Origin of the sequence: Kitasatospora phosalacinea (assembly GCF_000717185.1) — a bacterium.
In the GTDB taxonomy this organism is placed as follows: Bacteria; Actinomycetota; Actinomycetes; order Streptomycetales; family Streptomycetaceae; genus Kitasatospora; species Kitasatospora phosalacinea_A.
This window is the reverse complement of the sequence record NZ_JNYE01000002.1, coordinates 113,151-128,715: the sequence shown is the minus strand read 5'-3', so window position 1 is coordinate 128,715 and position 15,565 is coordinate 113,151. Positions and strand designations below refer to the sequence as shown.

Here is a 15,565-nt window from a genome sequence, read left to right as displayed (position 1 = left end):
TGCACTCTGCCCACCGCGCTCTCCCGCGCCGGTGTCGCGCGCCGTGCACGCCGGTGTCACGCCCCTCGCGCGCCCGCGCCCGGCCCTCGCCGTCCGCCCCTCCGCCGGTCGGCGCGGAGCACCGGCGGGGCTCTTCGACCACCTCGCCGAGGGCAGCCCGGTGCCTCCGGTGCCGTCGGCCTCGGAGGGTTCCGCGGAGGGCCGACCGGCGGCCCGGGCGGGTCAGCCGGTGCGCAGGGCGTGCAGGCGGGAGACCGCCTCCTCCAGGACCTCCACCCGCTTGCAGAAGGCGAAGCGGACCTGGCTGCGACCGGCCTCGGCGTCGTCGTAGAAGACCGCGTTGGGGATGGCGACCACGCCGCAGCGCTCGGGGAGGGCGCGGCAGAACTCCAGGCCGTCCTTCTCGCCGAGGGGGGTGATGTCGGTGGTGACGAAGTAGGTGCCCTGGGGTTCGAAGGCCCGGAAGCCGGCCGCCGTGAGGCCGCCGACCAGGAGGTCGCGCTTGCGGTGCAGGTCGGCGCGGAAGTCGGCGTAGTAGCTGTCGGGCAGTCGCAGGGCCTCGGCGACGGCGTACTGGAACGGGCCGGCGCTGACGTAGGTGAGGTACTGCTTGGCGGTGCGGACGGCGGCGACCAGTTCGGGGGTGCCGGTGACCCAGCCGACCTTCCAGCCGGTGAAGGAGAAGGTCTTGCCGGCCGAGGAGATGGCGACGGTGCGCTCGCGCATGCCGGGCAGGGCGGCCAGCGGGTGGTGGGTGCCGGTGAAGACCAGGTGCTCGTAGACCTCGTCGGTGACGACCAGGAGGTCGTGTTCGACGGCGAGTTCGGCGAGGGTGGCGAGTTCCTCGGGGGTGAGGACGGTGCCGGTCGGGTTGTGCGGGGTGTTGATCAGCAGGAGGCGGGTGCGCGGGGTGATCAGCGAGCGCAGCTCGTCGAGGTCGGGGCGGAACGAGGGGGCGCGCAGGGTGAGCGGGACGCGCCGGGCCCCGGCCATCGCGATGCAGGCGGCGTAGGAGTCGTAGAACGGCTCGAAGGCGATCACCTCGTCGCCGGGCTCCAGCAGGGCGAGCAGCGCGGCGGCGATCGCCTCGGTGGCTCCGGCGGTGACCAGCACCTCGGTGTCGGGGTCGTAGGTGAGGCCGTAGAACCGCTGCTGGTGCTCGGCGACCGCCTGCCGCAGCTCGGGGATGCCGGGCCCGGGCGGGTACTGGTTGCCGAGGCCCGCGCGCAGCGCCCGCACCGCGGCCTCGCGGACCTCCTCGGGCCCGTCGGTGTCGGGGAAGCCCTGGCCGAGGTTGATCGATCCGGTGGCGGTGGCCAGGGCGGACATCTCCGCGAAGATGGTCGTTCCCATGCCCGCCAGACTGCGGTTCAGCAGCGGCCTCGTGCTCATCGGTGGCTCCTCGCGAAGGGTGTCGGAGGCCATCATCCAGGGGCCCGCGGCGGCCGTCGAGGGTGCCTCACCGGAGGGGAGGGCGCGGCGGGCCCCGGCGAGGGAGTGCCCGTCCGCGATCCGGTCGGCCCGCCGCACCGGCCGGGCACGCGGACGGGCCCGCCCCCCTGCACGCGGCAGGGGGGCGGGCCCGTCGGGCGTCGCGCTGCGGGGAGGGGCTCAGGCCTCGTCGGCCGGGCCGCCCTCGGCGGGGGCGGCGTCGCCCTCCGCGGGCTTGGTCTCGCCCAGCTGCTCGGCCATCCACTGCTCGAAGCCGACCGCGGCCTGCGTCCAGTTCGCGGTGGTGCCGACGAAGTACTCCAGGTTGACGCCGTTGCCGACGATCATCTGGGACTCGCCGATCAGCCGGACCACGCCGTCGTCGTGGGTGTGGGTGTAGACCTTGGGCCACAGGGTCTCGCGGTTCCACTCGTCGATCAGCGCGAGGATCTCGGGCTTCTGCTCCACCGAGAAGGAGCGGTCGTAGAACGCGCGGACCGCGAACAGCTCCTTGTGGTCGCCGCGGAACATGTAGTAGACGCGGAAGTTCTCCCAGGGGGCGGTGAGGTCGCCCTCCTCGTCCACGACGTGCTTCAGCTGCATCTGGTCCAGCAGCTGGGCGACCAGGTCCTGGTTCGGGACGATCACCGGCGGCGGCCCGGCCGGCGCGCCACCGGGCTGGCCGCCCCCCTGCGGCGGCTGGGGCAGGCCGAAGGACGGGATGGACGACGGGTCGATGCTCACGGGGATGTCCCTTTCACGGTGCACGGTCGGCTGCCGATGGGGGGCCGCCTCTCCTGGGTCCATCCTGCCTCATTAGGCGGCCGCGGCACAGGGTGCACCCCGCTGCGTGAGCATGTCCCTGCAAGCCGTGGTGCCCCCGCCCGCGGGCGGGGGCACCACGGCGGGGCTCACTCCGCGAGCGGGGGGCGCGGACCGACGCTCAGCCGGTCGGAGCCGCTCTCGTGGTCGACCACCACCGTCGAGCCGTCGTGCACCCGCCCGGAGAGGATCTCCCTGGCCAACTGGTCGCCGATCGCGGACTGCACCAGCCGGCGCAGCGGCCGGGCGCCGTACGCCGGGTCGTAGCCGGTGAGCGAGAGCCAGTCCCGGGCGGCCGGGGTGACCTCCAGGGTGAGCCGGCGCTCGTGCAGGCGGCGGGCGAGCGCGGCGACCTGGAGGTCGACGATCCGGCTGAGCTCCTCGGTGCCCAGCGGGTCGAACACCACGAGGTCGTCCAGCCGGTTCAGGAACTCCGGCTTGAAGGACCGGCGGACCGTCTCCAGCACCAGCTCCTTCTTCCGCTCGTCCGGCGTGGTCGGGTCGACCAGGAACTGCGAGCCGAGGTTGGAGGTGAGGATCAGGATCGCGTTGCGGAAGTCGACCGTGCGGCCCTGGCCGTCGGTGAGGCGGCCGTCGTCCAGCACCTGGAGCAGCACGTCGAACACCTCGGGGTGGGCCTTCTCCACCTCGTCCAGCAGGACGACGCTGTACGGGCGGCGGCGGACCGCCTCGGTGAGCTGGCCGCCCTCCTCGTAGCCGACGTACCCGGGCGGGGCGCCGACCAGGCGGGAGACCGAGTGCTTCTCGCCGTACTCGCTCATGTCGATCCGGACCATGGCGCGCTCGTCGTCGAAGAGGAAGTCCGCCAGGGCCTTGGCCAGCTCGGTCTTGCCGACGCCGGTCGGGCCGAGGAACAGGAACGAGCCGGTCGGACGGTCCGGGTCGGCGATGCCGGCGCGGGTGCGGCGGACCGCGTCGGAGACGGCGCGGACGGCCTCGTGCTGGCCGATCAGGCGGCGGCCGAGCTCCTCCTCCATCCGCAGCAGCTTGGCGCTCTCGCCCTCCAGCAGGCGGCCGGCCGGGATGCCCGTCCAGGACGCGACCACGTCGGCCACGTCGTCCGGGCCGACCTGCTCCTTGACCATGGTGGTGCTCGGCTCGTCCGCCGCGCGGTCCTGCGCCTCGGCCAACTCCCGCTCGGCGGCCGGGATCTCGGCGTACAGCAGCTTGGAGGCGCGCTCGAAGTCGCCGTCGCGCTGGGCGCGGTCCAGGGCGCCGCGCAGGTCGTCCAGCCGCTCCTTGAGCTCGCCGACCCGGTTGAGCGACTTCTTCTCCTGCTCCCAGCGGGCGTTGAGGGTGCTCAGCTGCTCCTGCTTGTCCGCGAGGTCGCGGCGGAGCCTGCCGAGCCGCTCGACCGAGGCCGGGTCGGACTCCTTCTCCAGCGCCAGCTCCTCCATCCGCAGCCGGTCGACGGAGCGCTGCAGCTCGTCGATCTCCACCGGGGAGGAGTCGATCTCCATCCGGAGCCGGGAGGCGGACTCGTCGACCAGGTCGATCGCCTTGTCGGGCAGGAAGCGGGCGGTGATGTACCGGTCGGACAGCGTCGCGGCGGCGACCAGGGCGGCGTCGGTGATCTCCACCTTGTGGTGCGCCTCGTAGCGGCCCTTGAGGCCGCGCAGGATCGCGATGGTGTCCTCCACGGTCGGCTCGCCGACCATCACCTGCTGGAAGCGGCGCTCCAGGGCCGGGTCCTTCTCGATCCGCTCGCGGTACTCGTCCAGCGTGGTGGCGCCGACCATGCGCAGCTCGCCGCGGGCCAGCATCGGCTTGAGCATGTTGCCCGCGTCCATCGCGGAGTCGCCGCCCGCGCCCGCGCCGACCATGGTGTGCAGCTCGTCGATGAAGGTGACCACCTGGCCGTCGGAGGCCTTGATGTCGTTCAGGACGGCCTTCAGCCGCTCCTCGAACTCGCCGCGGAACTTCGCGCCCGCAACCATCGCCGCCAGGTCGAGCGCGACCAGGCGCTTGCCGCGCAGCGACTCCGGCACGTCGCCCGCGACGATCCGCTGGGCCAGGCCCTCGACCACGGCGGTCTTGCCGACGCCGGGCTCGCCGATCAGCACCGGGTTGTTCTTGGTGCGCCGGGACAGCACCTGCACCACCCGGCGGATCTCCTGGTCGCGGCCGATCACCGGGTCGAGCTTGCCGTCCCGGGCGGCCTGGGTCAGGTCGGAGCCGTACTTCTCCAGGGCCTTGTAGGTGCCCTCCGGGTCCTGCGAGGTGACCCGGGCGCTGCCCCGGACCTCCTTGAACGCGGCCAGCAGCGCCTTGGCGGTGGCGCCCTGCTGCCCCAGCAGGTCGCCGACCGGCCCGCCCTCGGCGGCCAGGCCGACCAGCAGGTGCTCGGTCGAGACGTACTGGTCGTCCAGGTCGGCGGCGCGCCTGCCGGCCTCCTCCAGCACCGCGAGGGTGTCGCGGGCGAGGTTCGGCGCGGCGACCGTGGAGCCCTGGGCGGCCGGGAGCGCGGCGGCCTGCTGCCGGGCGGCGGCGGCGACGCGCGCGGCGTCCGCCCCGACGGCCTCCAGCAGCGGGCGGGCCAGGCCCTCCGGCTGGTCGAGCAGGGCCAGCAGGATGTGCACCGGCTTGACGTCCGGGTTCCCCGCGGCGCTGGCCTGCCGGATGGCGGAGGACAGGGCCTCCTGCGTCTTGCTGGTGAACTTACTGGCGTCCACTGCGGGCATTCCCCTCTCGGCTCGGGACTGGTGCGGGTCTGCTGACTACAGCATGCACGAAGTTGAGTCTATTCCGCTCAGGTTTTACGAAGCCTTCTCACTCAGTTCTTCCGGGGGCCGCCGGCGGGTGCCCGGGTCAGCCCCAGCAGCTCGCGGGCCGGGCCCGCCGGGCGCTGCCCGGCCGGCCAGACCGCGCGCAGCGGGCGCTGGAGCTCCAGCCCGTCCAGCGGCACGGCCACCAGGCGGCGGGTGGCCAGTTCCTCGGTCACCGCCAGCTCGCTCAGGCAGACCGGGTCCGCGCCGGTCATCGCGGCCGCCTTCAGCGCCGTCGAGGAGGCCAGCTCCAGCCGCGGCGCGGCCGGGCCGCCGTACGGGGCGAGGGCCTCCTCCAGCACCTCCCGCGTCCCGGAGCCGACCTCGCGCAGCACCAGCGGGGTGGCGGCCAGCTCGGCGCCGGTGACCGGGACCCGGCGGCGGGCCCAGCGGTGCTCGGGGGAGACCACCACCACCAGCCGGTCGGCGGCCACCACTGCGCCGGACAGGCCGGGCGGGGTGGAGGTGCCCTCGACGAAGCCGAGGTCGGCCTCGCCCGCCAGCACCTGGGCGGCGACGTCGTGCGAGTTGGCGGTGCGCAGGGTGACGGCGGTGCCGGGGCTGGCCTCGTTCAGAGCCAGCAGCCAGCCCGGCATCAGGTACTCGGCGACGGTCAGGCTGGCCACCACCCGCAGCCGGGCGTCCCGGCGGCCGCGCAGCGCGTCGATCCCGGCGTCCAGGGCCTGCGCGGCCTCCACCACCTGCCGGGCCCACTCGACCACCAGCCGCCCCGCCTCGGTGGGCCGGGAGCCGCGCGGCGAGCGCTCCAGCAGCGGCACCCCGATCTGCCGCTCCATGCCCTTGATCCGGGCGCTGGCGGCGGGCTGGCTGACGCCCAGTTCGGCGGCGGCCCGGCCGACGCTGCCCAGCCGCGCCACCGCGAGCAGCAGCTCCAGGGCGCCGAGTTCCGGGACGTGCGGGGAGAGGGCCATAGGCCCAGGCTATGTCCTCATAGCGGACGTCCCACTACCCGCGCCCCCCGCGGCGGCTCAGGGTGGGGCCATGGCAACCCTCCTCGCGCCGCGCGCCACCCTGCGCAGCCCCGACCTGTCCCGGCTCGGCCCCAACTGGTACGCCACCGTGATGGGCACCGCGATCACCGGCAACGCCGCCGCCGCCCTGCCGGTGGACGTGCCCGGCCGGACGGCCTTCGCCGAAGCGGTCTGGACGCTCTCGCTGCTGATGCTGGCCGCCCTGCTGGCCGGCCGCGCCGTCCACCTGACCCGGCACCGCGAGCAGGCCCGGCGCACCCTGCTGGAGGACCCGTCCGCCGCCGTCTTCTACGGCTGCCCGCCGATGGCCCTGCTGGCCGTCGGGTACGGCGCGCTGACCGTCGGCGGCCCGCTGCTCGGCGCCCGGGGCGCCCTCGCGCTGGACGCGCTGCTGTGGACGGTCGGCACGGCGTACGCACTGGTGGTGGCCGCCGGGCTGCCGTACCTGATGATCACCCGGCACCGGCTGTCCGCCCTGGCGGCCGACCCGACCTGGCTGCTGCCGGTGGTCGCGCCGATGGTGGCCGCCGCGTGCGGCCCCGCGCTCGTCCCGCACCTGCCCGAGGGGGCGGCCCGGCAGGCGCTGCTGTACGGCTGCGCGGCGATGCTCGGCGCCAGCCTGCTGGCCACCCTGGCGCTGCTGCCGGTGGTGCTCGGCGGGCTGCTGCACAACAAGCTGCCCGCGCTGGTGCTGACCCCGTCGCTGTTCCTGGTGCTCGGGCCGCTCGGCCAGTCCACCACCGCCGTGCAGAAGTTCGCCGACGCCGTCCCGCTCGCCCTCCCCGGCGCCGGGCCGGGGGCGGTGGCGGTCGCCCGCGGACTGGCCGAGGTGTACGGCATTGCGGTCACGGGATTCGCGCTGCTGTGGCTGGCGGTGGCACTGGCTGCCAACCTGCGGGCACTGCGTGCCGAAATGCCGTTCGCGATGACCTGGTGGGCCGCCACCTTCCCGGTCGGAACGCTCGTCACCGGTGCGACCGGACTCGCCGCCCACACCGGATTCGCCGGATTCACCGCGCTCGCGGCCGCGCTCTACCTGCTGCTGCTCGCCGTCTGGGCGGTGGCCCTGGCGCGCACCGCGGCCGGCCTGCGGGCGGGCCGCCTGCTGTGACCGGCGCCGCCGCGGGGCCCGCGGTCGCGGGCGGCCGACCGGCGGCATTCGGCGGAGGCGATTCCGGATCGGTGGATTCGGCGGAGGATTGCTGAATTCCGTTCCGGGGCAGTGACATTCCGAGCCGCCGCGACGCCCCCGGTCCGGGCGCTCCGGCCCCGCTTCCGAATGGTTGTTCGGAAGAGGGGGGCAAGGCCGGAAAAGCGTTATTCCGGACACCGCGCCGGGGAGTTTGCTGCAGGTTCCTGCACTTGCGGGAACCTGCAGCCGGAGAGCACTTGTTCGGAGTACGCCGCGCTGTGAGGGTGTAGTCACGCCAAGTCGTCCGGGGCAGCCGCAGCCCGAGTCGGCGACTTGCTCTTCGCGTGGGGGCGACAGGTGCGTTCGTATCTGCGCAACGGGGGGAAGAGCACCGGCCGGCACGCCACGTGTGGTGGTGGCTGCCGTGACCGGATCGGTGAGGCGTTGCTGCTCCGCCTCGCCGAAGCGCCATGACGCTGGCGTAACACGAGCGGGTCCCCCGGGGTCCGGGTGCCGACGGCACCCGCCCCGGGGGACGCGCCCGTAGTCGCGGGGGTGACTCCCGCCGTCGAGCCCGACGGCCCTGCTGGGATCATCATCCGCAAACGGAGGAACACGGCAGGGAGCGCTCGACGTGGCAGCGGACCACCCGGAGTCCGAACCGGACACCGCACCGTCCCACCAGGACACCGCACCGTCCCACCCGGACGGCGGGCCCGCGGACCAGGACACCGCACCGTCCCGACCGGACGGCGCACCGTGGCGACGGGGCACCGCACCGTTCCGGCGGGGCACCGCACCGTCCCACCCGGACGGCGCACCGTTCGACCCGGACACCGGCCTGCCCGAGGAGGACGCCGCCCGGCTCTACCTGGCCGTCCTCGCCGCCGGCGGCCGGATCCCGCTCGACGCCCCGCCCCAGCCCGGCAGCGGCCTCACCGCCGAACGCCAACAGGCCATGCTGGAGCAGCTGGTGGCCGTCGGACTGGTCCTGCTCAACCGGATCGACCACTGCTACGTCGCGGTCAGCCCGCGCGCCGTCGCCGACCGCCTCGGCGCCGACCTGCGCGCCCGCGCCACCCGCCTGCTGCTCGACGCCGACCGGCTGCCCGCCGCGCTCGACCCGCTCGCCCGCGCCTACGACGCCGTCCCCCGGCCCGCCGACCGGACCAGGCAGGCCGTCTACGTCGACGGCCAGGAGGACATCCGGCTGCGGATCGCCCGCCTCGTCTCCGACTGCCGCCTCGAACTGCTCAGCGCCCAACCCGGCCTGCGCCCGCCCGCCGTCCTCGAACTCGCCCACACCCAGGACCGGCGGATGCTCGGCCGCGGCGCCACCCTGCGCGCCCTCTACCAGCCCGTCGCCCTCACCGAGGACAGCGCCGTCCGGCACGCCACCGCGATGAGCGAGCACGGCGCCCAACTGCGGGTCCTGGACGAGCCGTTCCTCCGCCTGATCGTCATCGACCGGCGGGTCGCCGTCATCCCCGCCACCGAGGACCACAGCCGCGCCGCGTTCGTCGAGGACCCCGCCGCCATCGCCTACCTGGTGGCCGGGTTCGAACGCGACTGGGCCCGCGCCGAACAGGTCCACTGGCAGCACCTCGACCCCCGCGCCCTCACCCGCAGCATCACCCACCGGGTCGGCCGCCTGCTCGCCCAGGGCCTCACCCAGCGCGCCGTCGCCACCCGCCTGGGCCTGTCCGAACGCACCGTCGCGGGCCACATCTCCCGGCTGCGCGACCTGTACGGCGCCGGCACCCTGTTCCAACTCGGTTGGCTGATGAGAGGCGGCGGCGGCCGTGGCTGACCCGACCCCCCCGACCGTCCCCGTCCCCGTCCCAGCCTCCGCCGCCGCCGCGGTGCACGGGCCGATCGACGAACGGGCCTGGCGCCTCTACCTGGACGTGCTCGAAGCCGGCGGCCGGATCACGGCCGCCACCGCCACCGGCGGACCCGACCTGCCCGCCACCGGCGGACCCGGCCTGCCCGCCGCCGGGCAGCCGCAGGCCCTCGCCGAACTGCTGCGCACCGGGCTGCTGGAGCGCGACGGCATGGACGGCTCCTACCTGGCCGTCAACCCCCGTTTCGTCGCCGACACCCTCAGCACCGAGATGAACGCCGAGGCCACCCGCCTGCTCAACCGGGCCGAACGCCTCACCGCCGAGCTCGACCCGCTGATCGCCGCCTACGACAGCGTGCCCCGGAGCACCGAACCCGCCCCCGCCGACCTCCAGGTCACCGGACGCGAGCACATCCGCCAGCGGATCGCCCAACTCGGCTCCACCTGCCGGGAGGAGGCGCTGTCCGCGCAGCCGGGCCAACCGGTTCCCGCCGCGCTGGAACTGTCGCTGCGCCAGGAACTCTCGGTGCTGCGCCGCGGCTGCCGGAGCCTCACCCTCTACCAGCCCGCCGCGCTCACCGAGCCCGCCGCGATCCGCTACGCCGCCACCGTCACCGGGGCCGGCGGCGAGGTCCGGCTGCTCGACGAGCCCTTCCGGCGCGCCCTGGTCTTCGACCGCACCACCGCGGTGGTGTCCGCCACCGACGACCACAAGCGGGCCGCGATCATCTCCGACCCCGCCACCGTGGCGATGATCGTCGCCAACTTCGACCGCGACTGGGACCGGGCCGAACGCGTCTGCTGGAACAGCCTGCTCGACAGCGCCCCCGCCCAGGCCACCGCCGCCCAGATCGGCCGCCTGCTCGCCCAGGGCCTCACCCAGAAGGCCATCGCCACCCGCCTGGGCCTGTCCGAACGCACCGTCGCGGGCCACATCTCCCGCCTGCGCGACCTGTACGGCGCCGACACCCTGTTCCAACTCGGCTGGCTGATGCGAAGGGGGAAGCACGATGCCTGACGCCCCGCCGCCCGCCGCACCCCCGCCCCGCCCCGCCGCCCGGCCGGACTCCGGCCCCTCGTACGCGGTGCCGCCCGGCCCGGCCGAGAAGGAGCTGTACCTGTCCGTGCTGCGGTCCGGCCGGGTCTCGCTGCGGGAGCTGATGGAGCAGGACGCGGCGGCCGCCACCCGGCTGCTGGAGCTCGGCCTGCTGAGCCAGTACGCCTACCAGGAGTGGGTGGTGGCCGTGAACCCGCGCATCGCCACCGCCAAGCTGGCCGCCGCGCTGCGGGCGGGCGCGGGCGACCTGCTGGCCCGGGCCGAGACCGCGGGCGCCGGCCTCGACGACCTCACCGACTCCTACGAGGCCACCCGGCAGCACACCCGGATCGCCCACGTGTTCGGCCAGGCGCAGATCCAGCAGCGGCTGCTGGCGATCGAGTCCGACCACTGGGACGAGGTGCTGGCCGCCCAACCCGGGCCACGGGCACCCGAGTTCATGGTCGAGAACCCCCGGGTCCGGGCCGCGCTGGCCCGCGGCGCGGTGACCGACATCCTGTACCAGCCGGTGGCCCGACGGGCCCCGCACACGGCCGCCTACGCGGCGGCGGCCACCGACTGGGGCATGCGGCTGCGGGTCCTGGACGAGCCGTTCGCCCGGATGATGATCTTCGACCGGCGGATCGCGGTGATCGCCACCGTCGACGACAACCGCAGCGGCGCGGCGTTCATCGGGGACCGCGCGGTGGTCGACCACCTGGTCCGGCTGTTCCAGCGCGACTGGGAGCGCGCCGTCCGCGTCCCGTGGTTCGACGAGGTGGGCCGCGAACTGCCCGAAGCACTCCGCAGAGTAGGCGAGTTGCTCGCCCAGGGCCTCACCCAGCGGGCGGTCGCCTCCCGCCTGGGCCTGTCCGAGCGGACCGTGGCCGGGCACATCGCGCGGCTGCGCGAGCGCTACGACGCCGAGACGCTGTTCCAGCTCGGCTGGCTGATGCGGGACGGCGGCCGGCATGGCTGAGCCCGTCATCGAGCAGCCGCCCGGTGCGGCCGAGAAGGAGCTGTACCTGTCCGTGCTGCGGGCGGGCGGCCGGGTGTCGGTCCGGGAGGCGACCGAGCAGGACGCCGCCGCCACCGCCCGGCTGCTCGCGCTCGGGCTGCTGGTCCACCACGACGAGAGCGAGCAGCTCACCGCGGTCAACCCGCGCACCGTCAGCGTGCGGCTGAGCCGGGAACTGCGCCAGGCCGGCACCCGGCTGTTCGAGGCGGCCGAGCACGTCCCCGCCGAACTCGACGTCCTCACCGACGCGTACGACAGCGCCGCCCGGCGCGAGGGCCACGGGCAGCAGATCACCCACGTGCTGGACGTGGACCGGATCCGGCACCGCCTGCTGCAGATCGAGGCGGACTTCCGCGAGGAGGTGCTGGCCGCCCAGCCCGGTCGTCGCCCCGTGGTGTACCTGGAGAAGAGCGCCCGTACCGAGAAGGCGCTGGCCGGCGGCGCCCGGATGGACATCTTCTACCAGCCCGTCAGCAAGTCCGACCCGGCGGTGATCGACTACGCGGTGCGGGCCACCGGTTGGGGCATGCGGCTGCGCTCCCTGGACGAGGACTTCACCCGGATGCTGATCTTCGACCGCCGGGTGGCGATCATCTCCGCGTCCGCCGACAACCGCACCGCCGCGTTCATCGAGGACCCGGCCGTGGTCGACCACCTGGTAGGGCTCTTCCTCCGTGACTGGGAACGCGCCGAACGCGTCCCCTGGCACGACCTCGCGGGCAGCAGCGTCTCCCCGGTCGTCGAACAGGTCAGCCGCCTGCTCGTCGCCGGCCTCACCCAGAAGGCGATCGCCACCCGCCTGGGCCTGTCCGAACGCACCGTCGCCGAACACCTCGCCCGGCTGCGCGAGCGCTACGACGCGGTGACGTTGTTCCAACTGGGCTGGCTGATGCGGGAGGGCGCCCGGTGACCGCGACCCTCCTCGACGAGGACGACCGGCAGCTCTACCGCGAAGTCCTCGCCCGGGGCGGCTCGGTGGCGTTCGACGAGGCGGTGCAGCAGGCCCCGGACGCCACCCTGCACCTGATCCACCTGGGCCTGCTGGTGCACTACGACTCGGACCGGTCGCTGACGGCCGTCAACCCGAGGTCCGTCAGCGACCGACTGAGCGCCGAGCTGCGCGACGAGGCGGTCCGGAAGCTGGTCGGCTCCCAGCAGACCGGGGCCCGCTTCTGGGACTTGATCCAGGCGTACGACGCCGCGCCGCGCCGCCCCGACAGCGAGCGCGCCGTGGAGCGGGTGACCGACCGCCAGGAGATCCGGCACCGGATCCTGCAGATCGAGTCGGAGATGCGCGAGGAGACCTTGGCGGCCCAACCCGGCGGCGCCCGCCCGGTCGGGGCGATGGGCCAGGCGCTGGAGCGCTCGCTGGGGTTCCTGTCCCGGGGCATCGAACTGCGCACCATCTACCAGCCGGGCGCCCTGGCCGACCCGCCCACCACCGACTACGCCGCGACGGTCGCCGCCGCGGGCGAACGCCTCCGGGTCCTGGACGAGCCGTTCCGGAAGATGCTGATCTTCGACCGCCGGGTGGCGATCATCAGCGCCGCCCCCGACGACAACAGCGCCGCCTTCGTCGAGGACCCGACCGTGGTCGCGACCCTGGTCGCCCTCTTCGAACGCGACTGGGCCCGGGCCACGATCGTCGACTGGCACGCCTTGGCGGGCCGCCCCCGCGAGAGCGGCGTCCCCCCGGAGCTGACCGACCTGCTCGCCGCGGGGCTGACCCAGAAGGCGATCGCCTCCCGCCTCGCCCTCTCCGAGCGCACCGTGGCCGCCCACCTCGCGCGGCTGCGCGAGCACCACGGCGCCGACACCCTCTTCCAGCTCGGCTGGCTGATGCACGGAGGCGCACGATGACCGCCCGGTTGCCGAACGAAGCCGAGCGCGCCCTGTACCGCGAGGTGGTCGCGCAGGGCGGCATGGTGCTGCTGCGCGAGGCGATGGAGCAGGACGCGGACGCGGCCCTCGGGTTGATCGAGCTGGGGCTGCTGCTGCACCACGACTACGGGCAGATGCTGACGGCCGCCCACCCGGGGGCGTTCGCCGAGCGGGTGAGCGCCGGGCTGCGCAGCGCGGCGTCGGGGAAGCTGGCGCAGGCCGAGCGGGTGGCCGCCGAGCTGGGCGACCTGACCCAGGCGTACGACGCCGCGCGGCGCCGCGGCCGGACGGGTCGGCCGCTGCAACTGGTGGCGGGGCAGCAGATCGCGCACCACATCGCCCGGATCGAGTCGGAGATGCGCGAGGAGACCTTGGCGGCCCAACCCGGCGGCGCCCGCCCGGTCGCGGACATGCAGCAGACCCGGGCCCGTTCGCTGGGTTTCCTGGCGGGCGGCATCGAGCTGCGGTCGATCTACCAGCCGGGTGCCTTCGACGACCCGCCGACCGTCGGCTACGCGGCCGAGCTGACCGCCGCGGGGGAGCGGTTCCGGGTCCTGGACGAGCCGTTCCGCCGGATGGTGATCTTCGACCGCCGGGTGGCGGTGGTCTCGGCCGCGCCGGACGACCGGCAGGCCGTGCTGGTGGAGGACCCGGCGGTGCTGGCCGTCCTGGTGGGCCTGTTCGAGCGCGACTGGGCGCGGGCCGAGCGGGTCGACTGGCAGGCGCTGGCCGGGTGCCCGCGGGAGAGCGGCGTCCCGCCGGAGCTGGTCGAACTGCTCGCGGTCGGCCTGACCCAGCGGGCGATCGCCTCCCGCCTGGGGCTCTCGGAGCGGACGGTGTCCGGTCACCTCGCCCGGCTGCGGGAGTTCTACGATGCGGAGACCCTGTTCCAGCTCGGCTGGCAGCTGCGCGGGGTGTCCGGACGACCCGCCGTGCCGCCGGGGCAGGACCCGGGACGGGCGGCCGAGAAGGAGTGGGACCTGTGAGCGAGCCGAACGGAGCGGCCCTGCCGAGCGAGTCGGAGCGGCGGCTGTACCAGCAGGTCCTGGACCAGGGCGGCCGGGTGTCGTTCCGCGAGGCCGTCGAGCAGGACCCGACCGGGGTGCTGCGGCTGATGGAGCTCGGGCTGCTGGTGCACGACGCGGCCGACCAGGCGCTGACGGCGGTCAACCCGCGCGCGGTCAGCGACCGGATCAGCGCCGAGCTGCGCGCCGAGGGCACCCGGATGCTGCTGCGCGCCGAGGAGATGCCGACGCTGCTGGAGGACCTCACCCACGCCTACGACGCGACCCCCCGCCGGGCCGACCGCTCCAGCGTGGTGCAGCATGTCGACCGGACCGAGCAGATCCGGCACCGCGTCCTGCAGTTGGCGAGCGAGGCGTACGAGGAGGAGCTGTCCCTGCACCCGGGCGGCGCCGGTCCGGCCGACCTGCTGGAGCAGGCGCTGGAGCGCACCCGCCGCTTCCTGGAGCGGGGCGGAACCATCCGCACCGTCTACGAGCCGACCGCGCTGCTGGACGGGACGACGGTCCGCTGGGCGGAGAGGGTCACCGGCTGGGGAGGCCGGTTCCGCACCTTGAGCGAACCGTTCAGCAGGATGTTGATCTTCGACCGCCGGGTCGCCGTCGTCCCGGCCTCGGCCGACAACTCGAGTGCCGCCTTCATCGAGGACCCGGCCGTGGTCTCGTTCCTGGTCGCCGCCTTCGAGCGGGACTGGGAGCGGGCCGAGCGGATCCAGTGGCGCTCCGCCGAGCACGAGGGCGAGAGCGTGGTGCCGGTCCACGAGCAGGTGGGACGACTGCTCGCCCAGGGCCTGACCCAGAAGACCATCGCCTCCCGGCTGGGCCTCGGCGAACGCACCGTCGCCGCGCACATCTCCCGCCTGCGCGAACTCCACGACGCGGAGACCCTGTTCCAACTGGGCTGGCAGATGCGCGGAGCCGGGGCGCAGGACGCCGACGACTGACCGGGCGTCAGCCGGTGGCGATCTCCGGGGACCAGAAGCCGTACGGTCCGGTGCCGGTGTGCTCGCGGCGCGGCCGCGGGAACTGCTCGCCGGGCGCGGTCCAGAAGCCGCCGCGCAGCGACAGCGCCATCCCGGCCCAGTCCAGCGCGGTCTCCACGGTGTGGTGCAGCGCCTCCTGCGACCAGGTGTCGTCGAACACCAGCGGCAGCACCGGCGAGACCTGCTCGATGGTCGCGATCAGCGGGTTGTGCGTGATCGCCTCGTCCACCAGCAGCACGATCGGCTTGCGCAGCGCCGACGCCCAGCCGAGCTCCAGGCTGACCCCGGCCGACAGCGGCGCACCCACGTACGCGAACACCAGGTCCGCGCTCTGCATCGCCCGGAAGTCCGACGGCACCCGCTGCTCCGGCGCCCGCCCCGCCACCGTCCACGCATCGCTGTGGTGCGCGCTGTACACCGCGGCCCCGCTGTCCAGCAGCGTGCTGCGCAGCGTCGTCAGCCTGGTCCGGCTCGCCAGCGTCACCACACTGTCCGCCGGCCCGGTGAGCCGCATCAGCGGCGCGGCCAGGAAGACCCGTGCGCGGCGCCCTTCGGCGCGGTGTTGCAGGTGGGACTCACTCATGTCGACTCCGGAGGGAGGGCCTGCTCGGAGTGTGGG

The 15,565-nt window shown here is 74.5% G+C and carries 13 protein-coding genes; 8 read left to right on the top strand and 5 right to left on the bottom strand.

From position 1 onward, the window contains the following. Positions 1 to 222 precede the first annotated feature (222 nt). The 4 genes from OO57_RS01635 to OO57_RS01620 all read right to left on the bottom strand — a co-directional run bounded on the left by OO57_RS01635 (position 223) and on the right by OO57_RS01620 (position 5,971). Positions 223 to 1,392: a pyridoxal phosphate-dependent aminotransferase gene (locus tag OO57_RS01635; RefSeq protein ID WP_033250459.1), complete on the bottom strand. Its 1,170-nt coding sequence runs from the start codon at positions 1,390 to 1,392 to the stop codon at positions 223 to 225. A 219-nt stretch (positions 1,393 to 1,611) separates the two neighbouring features. Further along, positions 1,612 to 2,175 carry a YbjN domain-containing protein gene (locus tag OO57_RS01630; protein WP_033250381.1) on the bottom strand — a complete coding sequence of 188 codons (564 nt, stop codon included), beginning with the start codon at positions 2,173 to 2,175 and terminating at the stop codon, positions 1,612 to 1,614. A gap of 167 nt (positions 2,176 to 2,342) precedes the next feature. After that, complete coding sequence (clpB, locus tag OO57_RS01625; protein ID WP_033250380.1) at positions 2,343 to 4,946, bottom strand: ATP-dependent chaperone ClpB; 2,604 nt, start codon at positions 4,944 to 4,946, stop codon at positions 2,343 to 2,345. Positions 4,947 to 5,047: 101 nt separating this feature from the next. Continuing rightward, positions 5,048 to 5,971: a LysR family transcriptional regulator gene (locus OO57_RS01620; RefSeq protein WP_033250379.1), complete on the bottom strand. Its 924-nt coding sequence runs from the start codon at positions 5,969 to 5,971 to the stop codon at positions 5,048 to 5,050. Between the two features lie 70 nt (positions 5,972 to 6,041). On the opposite strand from OO57_RS01620, the gene OO57_RS01615 reads away from it, so the two are divergent. The 8 genes from OO57_RS01615 to OO57_RS01580 all read left to right on the top strand — a co-directional run bounded on the left by OO57_RS01615 (position 6,042) and on the right by OO57_RS01580 (position 14,907). Then, positions 6,042 to 7,142, top strand: coding sequence for a C4-dicarboxylate ABC transporter (locus OO57_RS01615; RefSeq protein ID WP_033250378.1), 1,101 nt, complete (start codon positions 6,042 to 6,044; stop codon positions 7,140 to 7,142). A 655-nt stretch (positions 7,143 to 7,797) separates the two neighbouring features. Next, a complete protein-coding gene (locus OO57_RS01610) occupies positions 7,798 to 8,973 on the top strand; it encodes a hypothetical protein (protein WP_033250377.1) in 1,176 nt (391 codons plus the stop codon). Beyond that, positions 8,966 to 10,024 (top strand): helix-turn-helix transcriptional regulator, encoded by a 1,059-nt coding sequence (locus tag OO57_RS46635; protein ID WP_033250376.1) that lies wholly within the window; start codon positions 8,966 to 8,968, stop codon positions 10,022 to 10,024. Before OO57_RS01610 ends, OO57_RS46635 begins: the two co-directional genes overlap by 8 nt. Beyond that, positions 10,017 to 11,021: a LuxR C-terminal-related transcriptional regulator gene (locus tag OO57_RS01600; protein ID WP_033250375.1), complete on the top strand. Its 1,005-nt coding sequence runs from the start codon at positions 10,017 to 10,019 to the stop codon at positions 11,019 to 11,021. The genes OO57_RS46635 and OO57_RS01600 overlap by 8 nt, the downstream gene beginning before the upstream one ends. Further along, the gene (locus tag OO57_RS01595) at positions 11,014 to 11,970 is read left to right on the top strand and encodes a LuxR C-terminal-related transcriptional regulator (RefSeq protein ID WP_033250374.1); all 957 of its coding nucleotides are present in this window, start codon (positions 11,014 to 11,016) and stop codon (positions 11,968 to 11,970) included. Before OO57_RS01600 ends, OO57_RS01595 begins: the two co-directional genes overlap by 8 nt. Continuing rightward, on the top strand, positions 11,967 to 12,920 hold the full coding sequence (locus tag OO57_RS01590) for a LuxR C-terminal-related transcriptional regulator (RefSeq protein ID WP_033250373.1): 954 nt from the start codon (positions 11,967 to 11,969) through the stop codon (positions 12,918 to 12,920). The genes OO57_RS01595 and OO57_RS01590 overlap by 4 nt, the downstream gene beginning before the upstream one ends. Beyond that, positions 12,917 to 13,927, top strand: a complete 1,011-nt coding sequence (locus tag OO57_RS01585) for a LuxR C-terminal-related transcriptional regulator (RefSeq protein WP_033250372.1) — start codon at positions 12,917 to 12,919, stop codon at positions 13,925 to 13,927. Before OO57_RS01590 ends, OO57_RS01585 begins: the two co-directional genes overlap by 4 nt. Further along, positions 13,924 to 14,907 carry a LuxR C-terminal-related transcriptional regulator gene (locus tag OO57_RS01580; protein WP_033250371.1) on the top strand — a complete coding sequence of 328 codons (984 nt, stop codon included), beginning with the start codon at positions 13,924 to 13,926 and terminating at the stop codon, positions 14,905 to 14,907. The genes OO57_RS01585 and OO57_RS01580 overlap by 4 nt, the downstream gene beginning before the upstream one ends. 7 nt (positions 14,908 to 14,914) lie before the next feature. Here OO57_RS01580 and OO57_RS01575 read toward each other — a convergent pair whose 3' ends face one another. Continuing rightward, positions 14,915 to 15,529, bottom strand: coding sequence for a hypothetical protein (locus OO57_RS01575; RefSeq protein WP_033250370.1), 615 nt, complete (start codon positions 15,527 to 15,529; stop codon positions 14,915 to 14,917). Positions 15,530 to 15,565 lie beyond the last annotated feature (36 nt).

What these genes read in the sequence shown, in the direction of transcription:
- OO57_RS01635 (WP_033250459.1), bottom strand. Translation starts at nt 1,392, where the DNA reads ATGAGCACGAGGCCGCTGCTGAACCGCAGTCTGGCGGGCATGGGAACG.
- OO57_RS01620 (WP_033250379.1), bottom strand. Translation starts at nt 5,971, where the DNA reads ATGGCCCTCTCCCCGCACGTCCCGGAACTCGGCGCCCTGGAGCTGCTG.
- OO57_RS01615 (WP_033250378.1), top strand. Translation starts at nt 6,042, where the DNA reads ATGGCAACCCTCCTCGCGCCGCGCGCCACCCTGCGCAGCCCCGACCTG.
- OO57_RS01600 (WP_033250375.1), top strand. Translation starts at nt 10,017, where the DNA reads ATGCCTGACGCCCCGCCGCCCGCCGCACCCCCGCCCCGCCCCGCCGCC.
- OO57_RS01595 (WP_033250374.1), top strand. Translation starts at nt 11,014, where the DNA reads ATGGCTGAGCCCGTCATCGAGCAGCCGCCCGGTGCGGCCGAGAAGGAG.
- OO57_RS01585 (WP_033250372.1), top strand. Translation starts at nt 12,917, where the DNA reads ATGACCGCCCGGTTGCCGAACGAAGCCGAGCGCGCCCTGTACCGCGAG.
- OO57_RS01575 (WP_033250370.1), bottom strand. Translation starts at nt 15,529, where the DNA reads ATGAGTGAGTCCCACCTGCAACACCGCGCCGAAGGGCGCCGCGCACGG.